This window comes from Pseudomonas sp. NBRC 111138, from assembly GCF_001320835.1.
GTDB lineage: Bacteria > Pseudomonadota > Gammaproteobacteria > Pseudomonadales > Pseudomonadaceae > Aquipseudomonas > Aquipseudomonas paracarnis.
In genome coordinates this window covers 1-14,864 of the sequence record NZ_BCBO01000103.1, presented here as the reverse complement: position 1 = coordinate 14,864, position 14,864 = coordinate 1, and the positions used below count along the sequence as shown (strand labels likewise).

Genomic DNA, 14,864 nt, shown 5'->3' with positions numbered 1-14,864 from the left:
TGAACCTTACGTTACACTGTTGCATTATCGTCTTTCAGTGTAATGCCTCTCGCCATGAAATCCTTGTATATCGCTTTAGCGTTTCTTCTGCTCGCCGGCTGCGCCAGTGGCCCGCGCCTGAACACCAGCCATCCCTCGGTCAACCACGACAACCGCGTGCAGTTCGTTGTGGTGCATTACACCTCGACCAACCTTGAACGTTCCCTGGCGCTGTTGACCCATGGCCAGGTCAGCAGCCATTACCTGATCGGCGACGACGCCTCCGGCACCATCTACAAGCTGGTGGATGAAAGCCAGCGCGCCTGGCACGCCGGGGAAAGCGAGTGGATGGGGCGCACCTGGCTCAACTCCAGCTCCATCGGCATAGAGATCGTCAACCCAGGGTTCAGTGATACGCCGACGGGGCGTGTGTGGTACCCGTATTCCGAAGCGCAGGTGCAGTCGCTGATCGTGCTGCTCAAGGACATCAGCAAGCGCAATGGCATCGACCCCAAGAACATCATCGGGCACAGCGACATTGCCCCACTGCGCAAGCTGGACCCAGGCCCGTTGTTCCCTTGGAAACGCTTGGCGGCAGAAGGTCTGGCCGTGTGGCCGGATGCCCAGGCAGTGGCCCGGTTCCAGGTGCAGTACGCCGCGCAGTTGCCGAGCATTACCTGGTTCCAGGAAGAGCTGGCGCGCCTGGGCTACCAGACGCCGCAGACCGGTGAGCTGGATGTGGCCACAAGGCACGTCATCGCTGCGTTCCAGATGCGCTTTCGCCCGTCATTGTTTGACGGCACCCCAGACGCTGAAAGCGCCGCGATCCTGAAGGCCTTGAATCACCGCTGATGGTGTACAGGTAGGAGCGAGCTCGCTCCTACAGGGGCAATGCCATATAGAACTGCGTACCCTGCCCCGGTCGTGAGTACACACCCATGCGGCCGCCGTGCAATTGCACGATTTCCTTGCACAGTGCCAAGCCCAGGCCCGCACCGCCCTTCTTGCGGCCCACCTGTACAAAGGGTTCGAAGATCCGCCCTTGCTGGCCGTAGGCAATGCCTTCGCCGTTGTCCTCGACGCTGATAATCACCCGCTCGCCATGCCGTCGTGCCTGCAGGCGAATCTGCCCGCCTTCGGCGGTGTGGCGCAGGGCATTGCCCAACAGGTTGTCGAGCACCCGCTCCAGTTGCACTTGGTCGGCATACAGCCGTGGCAACTCAGGTTGAGCTTCTACCAGCAACTCAATGTGCTGGGCGTTCGCAGGCTCAGCAAACCGAGCCCGTGCGTGCTCCAGCAAGTCGGTGACATCGCACGTGCCCAGGGTGAGTTTCTGCAGGCCGTTCTGGTAGCGCGAGAAGTTGAGCAGGTCGTTGATCAACTGCATCAGGCGCTGCATTTCTTCATTCACCGTATCCAGCAGGTCCGCCTCGCGGGAGTCCGGTGGGAACTTGGCCCGCTCACGGAACAAGCCGAAGGCCATGTGCATGCCGGTAACCGGCGTGCGCAGCTCATGGGAGGCGCGCAATACGAACTCGCTGCGCACCCGTTCGAAGGCGCGCTGTTCAGTCACATCATGCAGCACCATCACGGCCCCGAGAATGTGCCCCTGTGTATGGCTAACCGGGGTCAGGCTGTAGGTCAGCAGGCGCAACTCACCCTCGACTTCCACCTCCAGATCGTCCGGGGCCCGCTCCAGGTTGCCGCCGCGCAGCACCAGTTGCAGCTGTTCATCCATTTCCGCACGACCCATGGCTTCGCCAAGGCCTTGACCCAGCCGCTCCTCATCCCAGCCCAATTGGCGCTGCGCTACAGGGTTGAGGTGCTCCAGGCAGCCTTGGCGATCAATCATCAACAGGCCGTCATCGATACTGTCGAGCACCGCTTGCAGGCGCTGTTGGCCGGCCAGCAGCTCATCGATGTTAGTGGCCTGATGTTGGCGCAACGCTTCGGCCATGATGCCGAAACGTCGGGTCAACAGGTTCATTTCCGCTGCGGAGGAGATCGGCAGCGTGACTTCAAAGTCGCCCTGCCCGATCTTGTCGGCGGCCTTGGCCAAGGCTTCGATAGGACCACCGAAACGCCGGGCGATGCCATGGGCCGTGACGAAACCGATGATCAGCACCGCGAGCCCTACCAGCCCGAGCAGGCCCGCTATCAACAAGGCGCGCTCACGGGATTTATGCTCACTGGTACTGATATTTTCCAGGGCCCGCTTGTGGTCGGCGATCAAGCCGTTGCGCAGTATGTTGAAGGTCTCGGTGAGCTTTTCCTTGCTGCCCGCAGGCGGTGATGTCTGCTGGGATTGGTCAAACGCCTTGAGCAGATTCTGGTAATCCGAGCGTGCCTGGCTGAAGCCATGGTTTTTGCCGTCGACCTGCTCATGGGCGATGCCCTGGTCCAACAGATCGAAATAATGCTGCGTGGAGGCTTGCAGGGCGTCTGGGTCGGGACGCTTCTCCAGCATCATGATCAACTGGTCACCCAGGCTCTGACGCAATTTGAGCCCCAGGTCCAGGGTGATGAAATTACTGCGGATCAGCGATTCCTGGGTCTTGGCCATTTGCATGACGCTGACCAAGCCCAGGACCAACCCCAGCAAAGCCACGGTAATCAAGGCTGAGATGCTCAGGAATAACCGGGTGCGCAGTTTCATCGCGAGCTTCATAAGGTCCTGTTCAAAGGTTGTACTGCTTGCGTTTGCGGTACAGCGTCGACGCATCGATGCCGAGTGTGCGGGCCGCTTGGTCCAGTGTGTCGCTGGTCGCAAGTACGGCGCCGATATGGGCTTTCTCCAGCTCGTCAAGGCTCAAAGCCGACCCGATACGCGGTGCATTGTTGGCCGGTTGCTCAGCCATCCCCAGGTGGCTGATCTCAACCTTCTCCTGGGGGCAGATGATGCTGGCGCGTTCCACTACGTTGCGCAGTTCACGAATATTGCCGGGCCAGCGGTAGTTCAGTAGCGCTTCGCGGGCATTATCGCTGAAGCCGCGCGCCGGGCGTGCGTATTCCTTGACGAAGCGGGCAAGGAAGCGGTCAGCCAGGGTCAGGATGTCTTCACTGCGTTCGCGCAGCGGGGGCAGGTGCAAGGTGATGACATTCAGGCGGTAGAGCAAGTCTTCACGGAAACGGCCATCGCGCACCATGTCTTCCAGGTTCAGGTTGGTGGCTGCGAGGATGCGCACGTCAGCGCGGCGGGTGACCGGGTCGCCCACGCGCTCATACTCTTTGTCTTGGATAAACCGCAGCAACTTGGGTTGCAACGTGAGGGGGAAATCGCCGATCTCGTCGAGAAACAGCGTACCGCCGTCCGCCTGGTTCACTCGGCCCAGGGTGCTTTCACTGGCGCCGGTGAATGCGCCGCGGCTATGGCCGAACAGTTCGCTTTCCATCAGTTCGGCGGTCAGTGAAGGGCAGTTGATGGTCACGCAGGACTTCTTCGAGCGCTTGCTCCAGCCGTGTATCGCCCGAGCCAACTCACCTTTACCGGTGCCGGACTCGCCGAGAATCAAGATATTGGCGTCCGTCCCGGCCACCTGCCGCGCGGTTTCCAACACCACCATCATGGCCGGGCTATGGGAGTCCAGGCCGTCTTTGGGCTGGCGCACCTCGCCTTCCAGCGCTTCCAGCCGCGCAGAGAGCTGACGCACCTCCAGTTGTTTGGCCGTGGCCAGGCGCAGTTGGTCGGGGCTGCAAGGCTTGACCAGGTAGTCGGCGGCGCCAGCCTGGATGGCGTCCACGGCGGTATCCACGGCCGAATGGGCGGTCACAATCACCACGCGCATCCACGGAGCCTGCACGCGCATCTGGGCCAGCACGTCCAGGCCATTGTCCTCGCCCAGGCGCAGGTCGAGGAAGCACAGGTCGAACACCTGACGCTGCATCAGGGCATCGGCCTGTGCGGCACTGTTCGCGGTGGCGACGGTGTAGCCCTCATCTTCCAGGCAATAGCGGAAGGTGCGCAGGATCGCGGATTCGTCATCCACTAAAAGAATGCGGCCTTGAAGTTCCTTGGCTGAATCCATCTGTCCCGCACTCCTTAACTATAAATGTGATGGTGTTTAGTCCCGGAATAATCGGGCAAGTTGCATGGTTTATTCTGATTCATAAAAGGCTTCTTCGTGCAGCTATCTGCGCGCCTTCCTACAGACGACGTCTGAAGGCATTTTCCCTTCCTTTCACCCTTCGATCCTTCGATGTGTGCGCTGGGTGTCTGGTTCCGACCCCCGACCATCGTGCATTTCGCACGGCCTGCAAGGAGGCATCGTGCAGGATGCTAGGCGACGAATCTATCGAGCAAGTGTAAGTGCTTGATTTTATTGTGTTTTATTTTGCAATAAAGCTGGCATGCACTCTGCAATATCTCCCCCAAGAGCGTCATGAACGAATAATCAGAATGCGGGAGTAATGCAGCATGACTCGCCAAAGCCTCAGCCAATTGCGTGTATCGCCGCTGCGCTTGCAGCAGGGCCTGTTCGCCAGCCTGGCCTTGATGGTCACGTTGATTGCCGGCCAGCAGTTGCAGCATTGGCAGGAGCGTGCGCAGCCAGCCCCGCAATTTGAACGTCCTGTCATGACCCAGACCCATTTTCGTTCCATTGGCAGCGCGAGCGCCGATGTGACTGCCCCGCAATTGAGCCTGGTAGACCAGGGTTCCACTCTGGACGAACTGCCGGCCCATGACCGTTGGGTGTTCTAGGTAAAAAATGTCGCTCGTGTTGAGCGGCTGCACGGTATCACCGCTGTTACCCCTATAGAAGCATAAGGAGAATCACCATGTTGAGTTGGGCAATCACATTTCTGATCATCGCCATTGTGGCCGCAGTCCTGGGCTTCGGTGGTATCGCTGGCACCGCCACCGGCATCGCCAAGATCCTGTTTGTGGTCTTCCTGGTGATGTTTATCGCTTCGTTCTTCTTTGGTCGCAAAGGCCGAGGTTGAATATGGTCAGCCTGCCTTTTAAAGCCCTTGCTGCCGCCCTGCTGTTTGGCGGCAGCGGCCTGGCCATGGCCGCCAACGACGGCCAATCCCGGGCTAACGAATTGCTCAGCGCGGATCCGCAGTACCGTGAAACCTGGCAAGACGTGGTGAAGAAAGAGGAACGCCTGCCCGAATGGGTGATGAACCTGTCGGGCACGGCCGAGCAAATGAATGCCGTTGAGGAAGATGGCGACAAGTACTTGGTCGGGCCGCTTTGTGAAACCGCAGACACCTGCCTGAACAAGCGCCTGATCGTTGCCTTCAGCCTCGACAAGGAAGATGCCTACGCCATGTTGGTGGAAGTCCCGGCGGGTTTGCCAGCGGACAAGTCCCCGACACGGCACGCCGATTACCGTTTCCTCGGTAAGCCGGACGAGGGTATGCAAAAGCTGCTGATGGAACAGCTCAAGAAAGATCCGAATTGGTACTAGGTTCCGTCTGACGGAGCCGGCGTCCATAGAAGGAAGCCCTTGTGCTTCTTTCTGTTTGCATCGCTCCTTGAGTGATGCATGACCAGGGGGCCGGGTTGCTCTGATCGATCAGGATCGGCGTGACCTACGGGTACAGGGAGTACCTGCGCAAGGGCCGGGTCAGGCGAAAAGCTGCGACGCAAGTTCACAAGACCTCAAGCTTGCTGAACTTGCGGCGGGCTTATGACTCTCATTCCCGCGTTTCATGCCGCCTATAGCCGCAGTTTTGTTTTTTTGCGTCTGGCCAACCATTACTGGGTATGTCGGCGTGACCATCTATCGAGAATTTTTCAATCGCGCTATAGGATCTTTCCGGCCCTAGGTGATGGATTTCTCAGACATTTCTGTCAGCCAATCGAAGTCGTCCAGTATCTCTGCGCGAGCCTGATTTGGCTGCTTAACGGCATATTCACCCGCTCGAATGGCGGATACGAACTGACCGTTTGGACAAATATTTTCAAAAAAAGCCATGCCGATTCGGCATAGGGTAGGCGTTTACGGCATTAGACGTCGCTCCCTTGCATGGGAATAGTTGCGCCTTTTTTCGCCTGCCAGTAAGCCATTTCGGCCACGCTGCGGTGACCTTCCATGGAGGCAGATGCACACACTTTTTCGCTTTCGAGCGTTGCAGCTGGCGCATTTGCCGTAAGTCCACTTGAAGCAAGGGTAATGACATGAAGAAGGCAAAGCTAAGCCTCGCCTGGCAGATCCTCATCGGTTTGGTACTGGGCATTGCAATCGGTGCCGTGCTCAACCATTTCAGTGCTGAAAAGGCCTGGTGGATCAGCAATGTGTTGCAGCCGGCGGGCGATATCTTTATCCGCCTGATCAAGATGATCGTGATCCCGATTGTGATTTCTTCGCTGATCGTCGGCATTGCCGGTGTAGGCGACGCGAAAAAGCTCGGTCGTATCGGCGTCAAAACCATCCTCTACTTCGAAATCGTCACCACCATCGCCATCGTGGTGGGCCTGTTGCTCGCCAACCTGTTCCACCCAGGCGCTGGCATCGACATGAGTACCCTGGGTACCGTCGATATCTCCAAGTACCAGGCGACTGCCGCCGAAGTGCAGCATGAACATGCGTTCATCGAGACCATCCTCAACCTGATCCCCTCGAACATTTTCGCCGCTGTTGCCCGTGGCGAGATGCTGCCGATCATCTTCTTCTCGGTGTTGTTCGGCCTGGGCCTGTCGAGTCTCAAGCCTGAACTGCGCGAACCGCTGGTGACCATGTTCCAGGGCGTGTCCGAGAGCATGTTCAAAGTCACCCACATGATCATGAAGTACGCCCCTATCGGTGTATTCGCGCTGATCGCGGTGACGGTCGCCAACTTCGGCTTCGCCTCGCTGCTGCCGCTGGCCAAGCTGGTGATCCTGGTTTACGTCGCGATCCTGTTCTTCGCCTTCGCGGTCCTGGGTTTGATCGCACGCCTGTTTGGCTTCTCGATCCTCAAGCTGATCCGCATCTTCAAAGATGAGTTGGTATTGGCTTACTCCACCGCCAGCTCCGAAACCGTGCTGCCGCGTGTGATCGAGAAGATGGAAGCCTACGGCGCGCCGAAAGCGATCTGCAGCTTCGTGGTGCCGACCGGCTATTCGTTCAACCTCGACGGTTCGACCCTGTACCAGAGCATCGCGGCCATCTTCATTGCCCAGCTGTATGGCATCGACCTGTCGATCGGCCAGCAACTGATGCTGGTACTGACCCTGATGGTGACCTCCAAAGGTATCGCCGGCGTGCCGGGCGTGTCCTTCGTGGTGTTGTTGGCGACGCTGGGCAGCGTGGGCATCCCACTGGAAGGCTTGGCGTTTATCGCCGGTGTCGACCGTGTGATGGACATGGCGCGTACCGCCCTGAACGTGATCGGCAATGCCTTGGCCGTACTGGTTATCTCCCGTTGGGAAGGCATGTACGACGACGCCAAGGGCGAGCGCTACTGGAATTCCCTGCCGCACTGGCGCAGCAAGGAAGCCCTGCCTACGGCACAAGCCACCCGTAGCTGATTGCAGATTGATCGAAAACAAACCCCGGAAAATTCCGGGGTTTGTCGTTTCTGCCAGCCCCGTTATCATTCGCCCCATCTTTCGGGGGACTTATCTGATGCTCAATGGCCTGTGGCTTGGCTTCTTTGTCGTGGCAATGGTGTCAGCACTGGCGCAATGGCTGGTGGGCGGTAACGCCGGGATCTTCGCGGCGATGGTCGAAAGCATTTTCGCCATGGCCAAATTATCGGTGGAAGTCATGGTGCTGCTGTTCGGTACCCTGACGTTATGGCTGGGCTTTCTGCGGATCGCCGAAAAAGCCGGGATCGTCGATTGGCTGGCCAAGGCCCTCGGCCCGCTGTTTCGCCGCCTGATGCCGGAAGTGCCCGCCGGGCACCCCGCGATCGGTTTGATCACCCTCAACTTTGCCGCCAACGGCCTGGGCCTGGACAACGCCGCCACGCCCATCGGCCTGAAAGCCATGAAGGCGCTGCAAGAGCTCAACCCCATCCCCAATACGGCGACCAACGCTCAGATCCTGTTCCTGGTGCTCAACGCGTCCTCGCTGACGCTGTTGCCGGTGACCATCTTCATGTACCGCGCCCAGCAAGGCGCTGCGGACCCGACGCTGGTGTTCCTGCCGATCCTGCTGGCCACCAGCGCCTCGACGCTGGTGGGCCTGCTGTCGGTGGCGGTGATGCAGCGCCTGCGTTTGTGGGACCCGGTGGTGCTGGCCTATCTGATCCCCGGCGCGCTGGTACTGGGCGGCTTCATGGCGCTGCTGGCGACCCTGTCTGCCACAGCGCTGGCCGGTTTGTCGTCGATCCTGGGCAACCTCACGCTGTTTGGCTTGATCATGCTGTTTCTGGTGATCGGCGCGTTGCGCAAGGTCAAGGTGTACGAGGCATTCGTCGAAGGCGCCAAGGAAGGCTTCGACGTAGCCAAGAACCTACTGCCCTATCTGGTGGCGATGCTGTGTGCGGTTGGCGTGTTGCGTGCCTCGGGCGCCTTGGAGTTCGGCCTGGAAGGGATTCGCCATGTGGTGGCCTGGACTGGCCTGGATACGCGCTTTGTCGACGCTCTGCCGACCGCAATGGTCAAGCCGTTCTCCGGCAGTGCGGCACGGGCGATGCTGATCGAGACCATGCAGACCCAGGGTGTGGACAGCTTTGCGGCGTTGGTGGCGGCGACGATACAGGGCAGTACTGAAACCACGTTTTATGTGCTGGCCGTGTACTTCGGCTCGGTAGGCATCCAGCGGGCGCGGCATGCGGTGGGATGTGCGTTGTTCGCGGAGTTTGCTGGTGTGGTCGCGGCTATTTCGGTGTGCTACTGGTTCTTCGGTTAAGCATGAGCCGCACCCTGTAGGAGCGAGCTTGCTCGCGAAAAACGTTAACGGTGACGCGGGGCACCAGACTCCCCGAGGCGGTCTCAGGTTTTTCGCGAGCAAGCTCGCTCCTACAGGGCGGCGGAATCATCTATTCGGCGCAGCATTACCCTGTTGTACTACCCAATCCACCACCTGCTTATTCAACCGATCCCCAGCCTGGCCAAAAGCAGCCACCACCGCTGGCACCTTGGCGTCACTCATCGGCTGCCTCACTTCAAACCGGCGGCTGGCGATAATCCTTTGATCACGCCCACGCACCAATCGCGCGTCGAGACGAATCACCACCTCCACCGATTTGCCTCGATACTCACTCTGAAACGCCTGCAACTGCCCGCCCAGTTCATAGTCGGCTTGCAGGTTGGTCTCGTCGGTACTCAACAGCGTCACGCGCCCGTCGCGCTGGAAGCCATCCAGCAGGCGATTACGCAGCAGCACCGGCGCCGGGTCGCTCCAGCGTGAATTCGCGTAGTTGCTGATCAAGTTGCCATCTGGCACTACGGCGATGCGCGGGCTATCAAGAAACTCGCTGGTCTGCGGCTTGGTCACGCGCAGCGACCAACTCACCGGCGTGCCTTGGCTGGCCGGTTGGGCGGACGCCAGGCGGTACACGTCCGATGGGTCCGGCTTGGGCAGGATCGAGCACGCGCTGACCAGTGCCAGGGCCATGGGGACGATCATGTGGTAAGCACGCTTCATGGCGTGAACTCCTTGTTCTTGTCACTGCCCAGCAGGTAACCGCTGGGGTTGGCTTCCAGGCGGCGAGAGATGGCGCGCAGCGAGCCGAGGGTTTCACGCAGCTCGCGCACGGCTGGCGCCAGCTCGTTAAGGCCCTGCATGCCGCTGTTCACCGAGTCCTGGTTATTGGTCAGCAAGGTATTGATGGTGGCGGTGCTTTGCTCCAGGGATTTCATCGCCTGCTCGGCGCTGCCGAAGGCTTGCTTGCCTTGTTCACTGAGCAAACCATTGGCGCTGCGCATCAGCACGGTGGTTTGCTCCAGCGCCGCGCCCGCCTGTTTGCTCACCTGCATCAATTGCTGCATCACCACCTTGATGTCGCCGCGTTGCTCGGCAATGGCGCCGGTGGTTTGTTGCAGGTTGTCCAAGGTGTTGCTCAGGCGTTCGACGTTTTCCCGTGAGAACAGGTGGTTGGCGTTGTGCAGCAGCAGGTTGACGCTGGTCATCAGGTCGTTGCTGTTATTGAGCAGGCGTGCGATAGGCGATGGCGACGCGATGATTTCCGGCAGGTTGCCGTCCTTGCCCTTGAGCTCCGGGCTCTGCGGGGTGCCCCCACTGAGCTGGATGATCGAGGTGCCGGTGATACCGGTCAGGGCCAGTTTGGCCTGGGTGTCTTCCTTGATTGGCGTTTGCCCGGCCAGGCGGATGCGCGCCAGGACTCGGCGTGGGTCTTTGGGGTCCAGACGCAGGCTGATCACGTCGCCCACCTTGATGCCGCTGTACTGAACCGCACTGCCTTGGGACAGGCCGCTGACCGCTTCGTTGAAGATCACTTCGTAATCCTGGAAGGCGGTATCGACGCTGGACTTGGCCAGCCACAGGCCAAACAGCATCGCGCCGACCACCACAATTACGCTGAACAGTCCGATCATCACATGATGGGCTCGGGTTTCCATGTCATACCTCGTTGAGCGATTGAGCGGCATCCAATGCCGCGCGGCCCCGGGGGCCGTGGAAATATTCGTGAATCCAGGCGTCGTCCGTTTCCGAAACGACATCGATGGCGTCGGCCACCAGCACTTTCTTCTGCGCCAGCACCGCCACACGGTCGGTGATGGTGTACAGCGTGTCGAGGTCGTGGGTGACCAGGAACACACTCAAGCCCAACGCATCGCGCAGGGTGAGGATCAGTTGGTCGAATTGCGCCGCGCCAATGGGGTCGAGACCGGCGGTGGGTTCGTCCAGAAACAGGATGTCCGGGTCCAAGGCCAGTGCGCGGGCCAGGGCGGCACGTTTGATCATGCCGCCGGATAACGAGGCCGGGTATTTGTCGGCCGCCGACAGCGGCAACCCCGCCAGGGCCAGCTTGACCGCCGCCAAGTGCTCGGCATCGGCGCGGCTGAGGCCGGCGTGCTCGATCAATGGCAGAGCCACGTTCTCGGTCACCGTCAGCGAGGAAAACAGCGCGCCCTTCTGGAACAGTACGCCAAAGCGGCGTTCTACCAGTGAGCGTTCATGTTCAGGCAGGCTCGGCAGGTTTTTGCCGAACACCCGTACCTCGCCTTCGCTGGGGCGCCGCAGGCCAACGATGCTGCGCAACAACACGGATTTACCGCTGCCAGAGCCCCCCACCACCGCCAGGATCTCGCCTTTGTACAAATCCAGGTCGAGGTTCTCATGCACGCTTTGGCTGCCAAAGCGATTGCACAAGCCACGCACTTCAATCACCGCCTCAGTGGGCGCACGGTGTAGACGACTCACCAGCCCATCTCCATGAAAAACATCGCCGCGACCGCATCCAGCACGATCACTACAAAGATCGATTGCACCACGCTCGATGTGGTGTGCGCGCCGACTGACTCGGCACTGCCGCTGACTTTGAAACCTTCCAGGCAGCCAATGGCCGCGATCAAAAAGGCAAAGATCGGCGCCTTCACCATGCCCACCAGAAAGTGCTGCACGCCAATGTCCGATTGCAGCAGCGAAAGAAACATCGCCGGCGAAATATCCAGGGCCACCGCACACACCACACCACCGCCGACGATCCCCGAGAGCATCGCCAGGAAGGTCAGCATCGGCAACGCCACCAGTAGCGCCAGCACGCGCGGCAATACCAACAGCTCCATGGGGTCCAGGCCCAGGGTACGGATGGCGTCGATTTCTTCGTTGGCTTTCATGGAGCCGATTTGCGCGGTGAATGCACTGGCGGTACGGCCGGCGATGAGGATTGCGGTGAGCAACACGCCGAATTCACGCAGGAAGGAGAACGCCACCAGGTCCACGGTAAAGATCGTCGCGCCGAAGCTCTTGAGCACGGTGGCGCCAAGGAAGGCCACGACGGCGCCGACCAGAAAGGTCAGCAGTGCGACGATAGGCGCCGCATCCAGGCCCGTCTGTTCGATGTGGGCGACCATGGGCGTCAGGCGCCAGCGCTTGGGCCGCCAAATACCGCGGGCGAAGGTTTCGAGGATCAGGCCGATAAAGCCCAACAGCTTCATTGCGTCTTGCCAGACCGTGTCTACTGCGCGGCCGATGCGAGCCAACACTTGAATGCCGGCGGCCTCTTCCGGCTCTTTGATCGGTACGCAAAAGTCATTCAGGGAGCGGTAGACGGTCTTGAGCAGGGCACGGTCGGCGGCTGCCAGGGTGCAGTCAGTTTGTTCGGCAGAATGTTCGATGCGCGCAGGGCCCAGCAGCTCCACCAGCAGCGAGGCGCCGGCGGTATCCAGCGCACCGAGGCCGTTGAGGTCAATGCGGGCGCCGGCGTCATATTGGCCGTCGAGTGTGGCCGACAGCTTCTTCAGGTGGGCATAGTGGGCCAGCGTCCAGTCGCCGGTAATCCGTAGCGAAGGCGGGGTGCTGGACGTATCAAGATGGGCCGCGCCGGCCGTCGTGCGAGTGGTCATAAGCTCCGAGCTTGTTTGGCTATCCACAATTGCTACGTAATAGCACGATCCGGCTTACTTTGGGTTGTCCGCTTGTGCTGTGTCTATCACCTTGAAGCGCAGAACGCCGATGACCTGGCCGTCTTCGGTGAGCACCTGCACTTGCCAGCGCCCCACGGCGTCACCCGGGAAATTCTGCTTGTGGGTCCAGGCGCGATAGCCCTCCTTGCGCCCACCATGGATGTCCAGGGCAATGCGGTCGACTTCCTGGCCGTTGAATTTCCACACATGGTAGATCCGCTCATCCAGCCCGCGTGGTGCGTTGATGGCGGTGTACGCATACAGCCCACCGCTGCGTAATTGGGCGGCGGTGACTTGCTTGAGGTCGTCGCCCGGCGTGCGGTCTTGCAGTTGGGTGCTGATGGCGACTTCGGTCATCCACAGGGTGGCGGGCGGTACCCAACTGCGCAGGAACCAGCCGGCGCAGCCGATGGCGGCCGTTACCCCCAGCAGCATCGCCCAGCCCTTGAGGCTACGCAGCGGCAGGCTGACGGCCAGGCTCGGGATCGACAGGACCATGGCCACGCCCAACGCCAGTTTGTAACTCTGGGCGGTGGTCAGGTGCATGATGATCGGCAGCGCGGTCAGCAACGCGGCGAATAGGGTCAGGGTGTGCAGGGCCAGGAACAGCGAGCGTTTGGGCGCCAGCCATTTGTAATACAGCGGGTCGATGATCGACACCAGCGCCGCTGCGCCGAGCAGGCCAGTGAACAACGATTGGCCGCTGTTCCAGGCGGTGGTGACGAAAAAGAACGGCAGGACGAAAAACAGACTTTCCTGGTGGATCATCTGGGTGGCGTAGCGCAGCAGCGGTTCAGGGATCTCGCGATTGAAGACCTTGGTGAACAGTTGCGTAAAACTGTTCTCCAGCATCAGCCACAACCAGCTCACCAGCATGATCACCGCAATCCAGCTGGCCATGCCCTGCTGGCGGTCTACCAGGATGAAGCTGCCCACCCCCGAGATGAAACCGCCGAGTGCGATCACCCCTGGGTAGCGCTTGATCAGTTCTATAACGCGCTGGATGAGGGGCGGCAAGTTCGGCATGGACGGTTCACTGGTTGTGGGAAAAATCTCAGACAGAATAACGCCTTGGCCCGATATTCTGCGCCTCATTACTCAACAGGTTTGCGATAAAGCCTCAGGCCGATCAAACCAAGGATGATCAGGCCCAGTACGCCCGCACCGATCCAGGTCAAGGCGTCATAACTCAACAGCGGTTTTTCGATGCGCCAGTAGCCCGGCTGCTGGAACGCTTCGCGCATGGCCTGGTTGGTTTGTGCCAGGCTCACGGCCTTGATGCGTTTGACCGGGTCGCTGAAACGTCCATTGGAGTAGTCGCCGGCCGCACTCCAGTAATAGTCGGCCAGTGCGCTGTTGCCTTGCACTGCCCAGGCTTGGCGGGCAATGGCGGCTTGTTGCAGGCGTGTGAATACCGTTGGGTCGAGGCCATCCTTGAGCAACTGGGCCTTGAGGTCTTGCAAGACCTGCTCGGCTTCAGGGAGGTTTTCTCGCTCAAGGTCGGCATTCAGGCTGAGGAACCCAACGCCGCCGAGCACTTCGCGTTCCACCCATGGGCCGTAGGACAAACCGTGCTTGAGGCGCAGTTGCCGGTACAGCGCCCAGTCGAGGTAGTCCTTGAGCAGGTTGTAGGTTTCATCGTGCTGGTCGTCCAGCACAGGCTCTGGGAACAGCCAGTGCAGCTTGGCGCCATCGCCCACCCAGCCGCGGATCAGGTCGCGGTGGCTGGCGGCGGTATGCTGGATTTCCGGGAGGGGGCGATGTTCGCTCGGCTCCACTGGGTCGAGTTGACCATAGGTGCGTTCCAGGTAGGCGGGCAGCAGTTTGTCGAGATCGCCGACGACGATCAGGGTCATGTTGTTCGGCGCGTACCATTCTTTGCGCAGCTTCTCCAACGAGTCGCGGGTGAGGTGGCTGACCTCGGCGCGTTCGGCGCACTTGAGGCCCAACTCCACGGCCAATTGGTTACTGGCGCTGTGACCGAGGTCTTGGCGATCCAGCAGGCGTTGCAAGTGTGAATAATGGCCACCGTCTTCGCGCTCCACCACTTGCTTGGCGGCATTGATATGGGCGTCGGTCAGTTGCGTGCGCGTGAGGATTGCCAGCAGCAGGTCCAGCACCTTGCGTTGGTTCTGCGCGGGCGCCTCGATCACGAAGGTGGTGTCGGCGTTGCTGGTGTAGGCGTTCCACTCGCCGCCCAGGGCTTGCATGCGGTCTTCGAGGTCGCCTTCGCCGCCGCCGTCGATACCGCTGAACAGCAAGTGCTCGAACAAGTGCGGCAGCTCTTTTTCTTCGCAACCGAAGTCGTCCAGGCCCACACCAACCACTAGGCGAATAGCGACATGCCCACGCTCGGTGCCCGGTTTGAGCAGCAGTTGCAGGCCGTTGGGCAAGGTGTAGCCCTCGACTTGCAGGCGGT

At 60.3% G+C, this 14,864-nt stretch carries 14 protein-coding genes and 1 pseudogene; 7 read left to right on the top strand and 8 right to left on the bottom strand.

All coding sequences use genetic code 11. The annotated features are described in order from the left end of the window. The first annotated feature begins 54 nt into the window (after positions 1 to 54). Entirely contained in the window at positions 55 to 831 is a 777-nt protein-coding gene (locus APH41_RS19820; RefSeq protein ID WP_054920901.1) for an N-acetylmuramoyl-L-alanine amidase, read from the top strand. Positions 832 to 859: 28 nt separating this feature from the next. Here the strand turns inward: APH41_RS19820 and APH41_RS19815 are convergent, their stop codons facing one another. Together APH41_RS19815 and algB are read right to left on the bottom strand one after the other, a co-directional pair. Next, positions 860 to 2,647: an ATP-binding protein gene (locus tag APH41_RS19815; protein ID WP_054920898.1), complete on the bottom strand. Its 1,788-nt coding sequence runs from the start codon at positions 2,645 to 2,647 to the stop codon at positions 860 to 862. A gap of 10 nt (positions 2,648 to 2,657) precedes the next feature. Then, on the bottom strand, positions 2,658 to 4,004 hold the full coding sequence (gene algB, locus APH41_RS19810) for a sigma-54-dependent response regulator transcription factor AlgB (RefSeq protein WP_034129241.1): 1,347 nt from the start codon (positions 4,002 to 4,004) through the stop codon (positions 2,658 to 2,660). Between the two features lie 389 nt (positions 4,005 to 4,393). Here algB and APH41_RS19805 point away from each other — a divergent pair, with 389 nt between their 5' ends. The 6 genes and pseudogenes from APH41_RS19805 to APH41_RS29480 form a co-directional block, all read left to right on the top strand. Then, positions 4,394 to 4,678: a hypothetical protein gene (locus APH41_RS19805; protein ID WP_020301400.1), complete on the top strand. Its 285-nt coding sequence runs from the start codon at positions 4,394 to 4,396 to the stop codon at positions 4,676 to 4,678. A gap of 77 nt (positions 4,679 to 4,755) precedes the next feature. Continuing rightward, positions 4,756 to 4,920 (top strand): DUF1328 domain-containing protein, encoded by a 165-nt coding sequence (locus APH41_RS28390; protein WP_003187386.1) that lies wholly within the window; start codon positions 4,756 to 4,758, stop codon positions 4,918 to 4,920. Positions 4,921 to 4,922: 2 nt separating this feature from the next. After that, the gene (locus APH41_RS19800) at positions 4,923 to 5,390 is read left to right on the top strand and encodes an inhibitor of vertebrate lysozyme family protein (protein WP_054897228.1); all 468 of its coding nucleotides are present in this window, start codon (positions 4,923 to 4,925) and stop codon (positions 5,388 to 5,390) included. Between the two features lie 713 nt (positions 5,391 to 6,103). Continuing rightward, on the top strand, positions 6,104 to 7,435 hold the full coding sequence (gene gltP, locus APH41_RS19795) for a glutamate/aspartate:proton symporter GltP (protein ID WP_003187390.1): 1,332 nt from the start codon (positions 6,104 to 6,106) through the stop codon (positions 7,433 to 7,435). 97 nt (positions 7,436 to 7,532) lie between these two features. After that, a complete protein-coding gene (locus tag APH41_RS19790) occupies positions 7,533 to 8,762 on the top strand; it encodes a nucleoside recognition domain-containing protein (RefSeq protein WP_054897227.1) in 1,230 nt (409 codons plus the stop codon). Positions 8,763 to 8,790: 28 nt separating this feature from the next. Then, positions 8,791 to 8,877 (top strand): annotated as a pseudogene (locus tag APH41_RS29480) (outer membrane lipoprotein carrier protein LolA); the annotation flags it as partial. A gap of 11 nt (positions 8,878 to 8,888) precedes the next feature. On the opposite strand, the gene lptE reads toward APH41_RS29480, so the two are convergent. From lptE to APH41_RS19760, 6 genes are all read right to left on the bottom strand, one after another. After that, complete coding sequence (gene lptE / locus APH41_RS19785) at positions 8,889 to 9,500, bottom strand: LPS assembly lipoprotein LptE (protein WP_054920896.1); 612 nt, start codon at positions 9,498 to 9,500, stop codon at positions 8,889 to 8,891. Next, entirely contained in the window at positions 9,497 to 10,435 is a 939-nt protein-coding gene (locus APH41_RS19780; protein WP_003187394.1) for an MlaD family protein, read from the bottom strand. Before APH41_RS19780 ends, lptE begins: the two co-directional genes overlap by 4 nt. 1 nt (position 10,436) lies before the next feature. Next, positions 10,437 to 11,240: an ABC transporter ATP-binding protein gene (locus APH41_RS19775; protein ID WP_014716351.1), complete on the bottom strand. Its 804-nt coding sequence runs from the start codon at positions 11,238 to 11,240 to the stop codon at positions 10,437 to 10,439. After that, a complete protein-coding gene (locus APH41_RS19770) occupies positions 11,237 to 12,385 on the bottom strand; it encodes an ABC transporter permease (RefSeq protein WP_034129245.1) in 1,149 nt (382 codons plus the stop codon). The genes APH41_RS19775 and APH41_RS19770 overlap by 4 nt, the downstream gene beginning before the upstream one ends. 54 nt (positions 12,386 to 12,439) lie before the next feature. Beyond that, positions 12,440 to 13,471 (bottom strand): DUF5924 family protein, encoded by a 1,032-nt coding sequence (locus APH41_RS19765; RefSeq protein WP_003187399.1) that lies wholly within the window; start codon positions 13,469 to 13,471, stop codon positions 12,440 to 12,442. A gap of 68 nt (positions 13,472 to 13,539) precedes the next feature. After that, a partial coding sequence (locus tag APH41_RS19760) for a pitrilysin family protein (RefSeq protein ID WP_054920893.1) occupies positions 13,540 to 14,864 on the bottom strand: 1,325 nt, incomplete at its 5' end.

Coding starts and splice junctions, on each gene's coding strand:
- APH41_RS19805 (WP_020301400.1), top strand. CDS start 4,394: ATGACTCGCCAAAGCCTCAGCCAATTGCGTGTATCGCCGCTGCGCTTG.
- APH41_RS19815 (WP_054920898.1), bottom strand. CDS start 2,647: ATGAAGCTCGCGATGAAACTGCGCACCCGGTTATTCCTGAGCATCTCA.
- APH41_RS19800 (WP_054897228.1), top strand. CDS start 4,923: ATGGTCAGCCTGCCTTTTAAAGCCCTTGCTGCCGCCCTGCTGTTTGGC.
- APH41_RS28390 (WP_003187386.1), top strand. CDS start 4,756: ATGTTGAGTTGGGCAATCACATTTCTGATCATCGCCATTGTGGCCGCA.
- lptE (WP_054920896.1), bottom strand. CDS start 9,500: ATGAAGCGTGCTTACCACATGATCGTCCCCATGGCCCTGGCACTGGTC.
- algB (WP_034129241.1), bottom strand. CDS start 4,004: ATGGATTCAGCCAAGGAACTTCAAGGCCGCATTCTTTTAGTGGATGAC.
- gltP (WP_003187390.1), top strand. CDS start 6,104: ATGAAGAAGGCAAAGCTAAGCCTCGCCTGGCAGATCCTCATCGGTTTG.
- APH41_RS19765 (WP_003187399.1), bottom strand. CDS start 13,471: ATGCCGAACTTGCCGCCCCTCATCCAGCGCGTTATAGAACTGATCAAG.
- APH41_RS19790 (WP_054897227.1), top strand. CDS start 7,533: ATGCTCAATGGCCTGTGGCTTGGCTTCTTTGTCGTGGCAATGGTGTCA.
- APH41_RS19820 (WP_054920901.1), top strand. CDS start 55: ATGAAATCCTTGTATATCGCTTTAGCGTTTCTTCTGCTCGCCGGCTGC.
- APH41_RS19780 (WP_003187394.1), bottom strand. CDS start 10,435: ATGGAAACCCGAGCCCATCATGTGATGATCGGACTGTTCAGCGTAATT.
- APH41_RS19770 (WP_034129245.1), bottom strand. CDS start 12,385: ATGACCACTCGCACGACGGCCGGCGCGGCCCATCTTGATACGTCCAGC.